Source organism: Haliea sp. (assembly GCF_040222615.1).
GTDB lineage: Bacteria > Pseudomonadota > Gammaproteobacteria > Pseudomonadales > Halieaceae > Haliea.
In genome coordinates this window covers 1-3,903 of sequence record NZ_JAVKCQ010000104.1, presented here as the reverse complement: position 1 = coordinate 3,903, position 3,903 = coordinate 1, and the positions used below count along the sequence as shown (strand labels likewise).

General features: G+C 67.3%; 2 protein-coding genes. Both read right to left on the bottom strand.

All coding sequences use genetic code 11. The features are described 5' to 3' along the window. The coding region (locus RJQ10_RS08265) for an efflux RND transporter permease subunit (RefSeq protein ID WP_350145489.1) at positions 1-2,762 on the bottom strand (2,762 nt) is incomplete at its 3' end. A gap of 1 nt (position 2,763) precedes the next feature. Beyond that, positions 2,764-3,903: efflux RND transporter periplasmic adaptor subunit (locus tag RJQ10_RS08260; RefSeq protein WP_350145487.1), on the bottom strand; the 1,140-nt coding region annotated here is incomplete at its 5' end.

Here is a 3,903-nt window from a genome sequence, read left to right as displayed (position 1 = left end):
TGGAAGATCGCCAGTGACAGCAGGCTCAGGCCGGTGGAGCAAATGCATACCAGCACGGCTACCAGGGACAGGCGCCAGGAATTGAAGGTGAGGACGATGCTGGCGATGAGCAGGGCGATGATCATCCCCATCGGCGCCAGGATGTCGGCGACCACGCTGGCCCGCTCGTCGCTATCCCCGCCGAAACCGTAGCGGTACCCTTCCGGCAGCGGGATGGGATTGGCCTGCAGGTCCTCGCGCAGATGGTTCAGGGCTTCCTCGGGTAGCACCCCGCGGGTGAGGTAGGCCTGTACGGTATTGGTGCGCTCTCCGCGGGTGCGGCTGATAGGGCTGCGGGAGGGTACCAGGGCGAATTGGCCCAGGCTCTGCAGGGCCACGCCGGGAATGCCGTCTTGCCCGGCGTCACTCCCGGCACCATTGCGCAGCGGCAGGTGCAGGGCGGCAATCTGGCCGGCGCTGCCCCAGTCCGCTTCCTCCAGCCGCACCCTTACCGGCAGGCGCTCGGTACCTTCCAGAACCTCGCCCCCGGTAATACCGGTGAGGGCCGCGTCCAGCGCTGCGGCGACGTCGCGACGCTGCAGCCCGGCCAGCCGCAGCCGGGTTTCGTCGGCTTCGAATACCAGTTTGGGCGCCCCGGCGACGAGGCTGGTGTTGGTGTGGGTGACATCGGGCAGTTGCTCCAGGCGCAGCCGGAACTGCTCGCCCAGGTCCCGCAGCACATCCAGGTAGTCGCCATAGATTTCAACCTCCAGGGGCGCCATCACCGGCGGCCCCTGGTCGATGCCGCGGACGATGATCCGCGCTTCGGGGTAGCCCCTGTCCACTTCCCGCTGCAGGCGCCTGATCAGTTCATCGGTCTGTTTCGGGTCGGTGGTCAACACCAGGGCCTCGGCCCAGCTCGGGATGCGCTCCCGGGTGCGAAACATGTTGTAATAGAATGCTGGAGCGCTCTCGCCAATTGTCCAGTCCACCCGCCGCACCAGCGGATCTCCCCGCAACTGCTCATCCAGCTGTTTGACCAGGGCGGCAGTATCATCAATGGAGCGCCCATCCGGCAACTTCACCTGCAGGTACATCTGGTCGCGGTCGGTGCCGGGGAAAAACTGCGCGGTCAGGGTCGAAAAACTGAGGAACCCGGTCAGCGGCAGCACCAGCGCCAGCGCCACCGAGCTGCCGGGGTTGCACAGGGACCAGTCAAGGGCACGGACCAGCAGGCGGCCCGAGCGGCCGCTCTGCAATCCCATCTCCCACCAGTGGCCCGCCCGCCGCAGGCCGCGGGGCAGGAGCCACGCCGCCAGCACCGGAGTGACAATCAGCGCCAGCAACAGCGAACCGGTCAGCATCACCACCACGGCGATGGCAATGGAGCCCATGAAGTCGCCGGATGGCCCGGGCAGGATCACCATGGGCATGAAGGCCAGCACCGTAGTGGCGGTGGATGAGAGCAGGGGAACCCGCAACCTCGACACGGCCCCGGTGATTGACGACAGCGGACTGTCGCCGTGGTCCACCAGGCGTTTGCGGATTTCGTCGGTCATGACGATGGAGCCGTCCACCAACAGGCCGAGAGCCACCACCAGCCCGGTGACGGACATCTGGTGGATGGCGATTCCCAGCTCGTACAGTACTGCCACCGAAAACAGGGAGCACAGAGGCAGGATACAGGCCACGACCACGGCCGCGCGCCAGCCCATGGTGAACAGCAGGACCAGCAACACCAACACCACGCCCAGGGCCAGGTTGTTCGCCACACTCTGCAGCCGTTCAATGGTATAGACGCTCTGGTCGTAGCTGATTTCCAGGCTGATTCCCCGGGGTGACAGGCCGCGGTATTGCTCAACGAAGCGGCCGAAATCCCCGGTCCAGCGGTCGACCTGCATGCCGTCGAGCATGGCCACACCCACCAGGATGCCCTCGCTGCCCTGGACCAGGACCCGCGACGTCGGCGGGGTCGACTGGGCCCGGTAGACCCGCGCGATGTCCCCGAGGCGCACTGCACCGCCAGCGGTGTCGGTGCGCAGGACCACTTCCCGCACCCGCGCAGTACTGCCAAATTCCCCGTCAATCTCGATCAGGAAGTCGTTGCCGGCACCGCTGCTGCGCCCGGAGGCCGCGCGCGGGTCGGCGCCCTGCAGGGCGGCGGCAACCTCGGCCAGGCCCAGATCGCGGCTAATCAGTGCCTGCTCGTCGATTGCCACGCGAATCTCTTCCTCCGGCTCACCGAACAGATCAACCCGTTCCGTACCATTGAAATTGCGCGCCGCATCGGCGAAATCCAGGGCCACCCGATTGAGTAGTGAAAGCGGTACGTCGGTGCCTTCCTGCGCCCGCAGGGCAACAATAATGGTGTAGGCGCTGAGGCGGTCATCGTCGAACACCGGAGCACCGGCGCCCTGGGGAAAGCCTGCAGCGGCGTCATCGAGCGCATCGCGGATTTCCGACCAGCTGCGCTCAATGTCCTCGGGCGACAGGGTCTGCACCAGGCTGATGGTCAGGCTGGATATCCCGCTGGCGGAGGTGGAGTTGAGCTCATCGATCTCGGCAATCTGGCGCAGCTCATCCTCAAGTGGTCGCGTAACCAGGGCCTCCACCCGGGCCGGGTCGGCGCCGGGATAGACGGTGGTAACAGTGGCGACAAAGTTGGTGATGGTGGGGTCTTCCTGGCGCGCGATCGAGCGCAGGCTGAATATACCTACCACCAGAATCACCAACACCAGGAGCGTGAAGTAGCGGCCGTTGTTGTAGAGAATGCGGGCGAGCATGTCAGGACTCCAGCGGCTGGACTGGGGTGTCGGCGGCGATGCGGTGGATGCCGTCGGCGATAACCCGCTGGCCCGCCTGCAGGCTGCCGCGGACGTAAGCGCGGTTGCCGTCGATGTGCAGCACTTCCACCGCCTCGCGCGCGGCGATGGTGGCGCCGTCGCCCCGTCGATCCAGGCGGAGGACGGTCCAGGCGCCGCGCTCCCCTTCCAGCAGGGCGCTGATCGGCAGCCAGCCTCCGGTTGCCGGAACTGTTTGTGCCAGCACCAGGGTGGCGATCTCACCGTCCAGGGCTGTGGCGGTGGCCGGCAGGTCGAACACCGCCAGAGCAGTGCGGGTACGCGGGTCCAGGTCCGCCCGGACCGCCGCCAGGGTCGCCTGTACCGTGCCGGTGCGTAGCTGCAGCGGGTAGCGCGAGCCCGCGGAGAGCTGTGACCGATGTTCCGCGGGAACGCCAATGCGCGCCTCCAGGGAGCCGGTGGAAACCAGCTGCAGCACCGGCGTGCCTGCCGCAAGTACCGTGCCGGGATCGACCTGGCGGGCGGCAACCACACCCGCATAGGGTGCGCGCAGGGTCGACTTTTCCAGATCCAGATCGAGGCTGGCAAGGCGAGCCTGCAGGCCCTCCCGGCGGCTGGCCAGGGCCTCGGCGGCCAGCCGGGCTTCATCGCTGTCCTGCGCCGAAATGGCGCCAGTCGCCCGCAGACTGGTGCTGCGTGCGCTGCGCAGGCGCGCCAGCTCCAGATCCGCCTCGACACTGGCCAGGTCCGCGGCAGCGACCGCACGCTGCGCTTCCAGTTGCCGGGTATCCAGCTGGCCGAGCACCGCTCCGGCGACTACGGGTTCGCCCTCCCGCACCGACAGCTGCACCAGCAGCCCCGGGACTTCAAAGGCCAGCTGCGCCCGGGACTGCGCCTGCACCAGGCCGGTGAGGCGCAGCGCCTCCGTGTAGCCCTGCTGCAGTTCGAAGACGGTGGTGGTGACGGGCATCGGGGCGGGACGTGGCTGGTCCTCGATCTGCGCGCGCAGGGCGATAGCCGTGGTAAGGATCCCGGTCAAAGCGGCGGCGACAGCGAAACTGACCAGCAGCGTGCGGTAACTACCGGCATGTTGGTTTTTGGTACGGGGCATGGGATGGGAGAC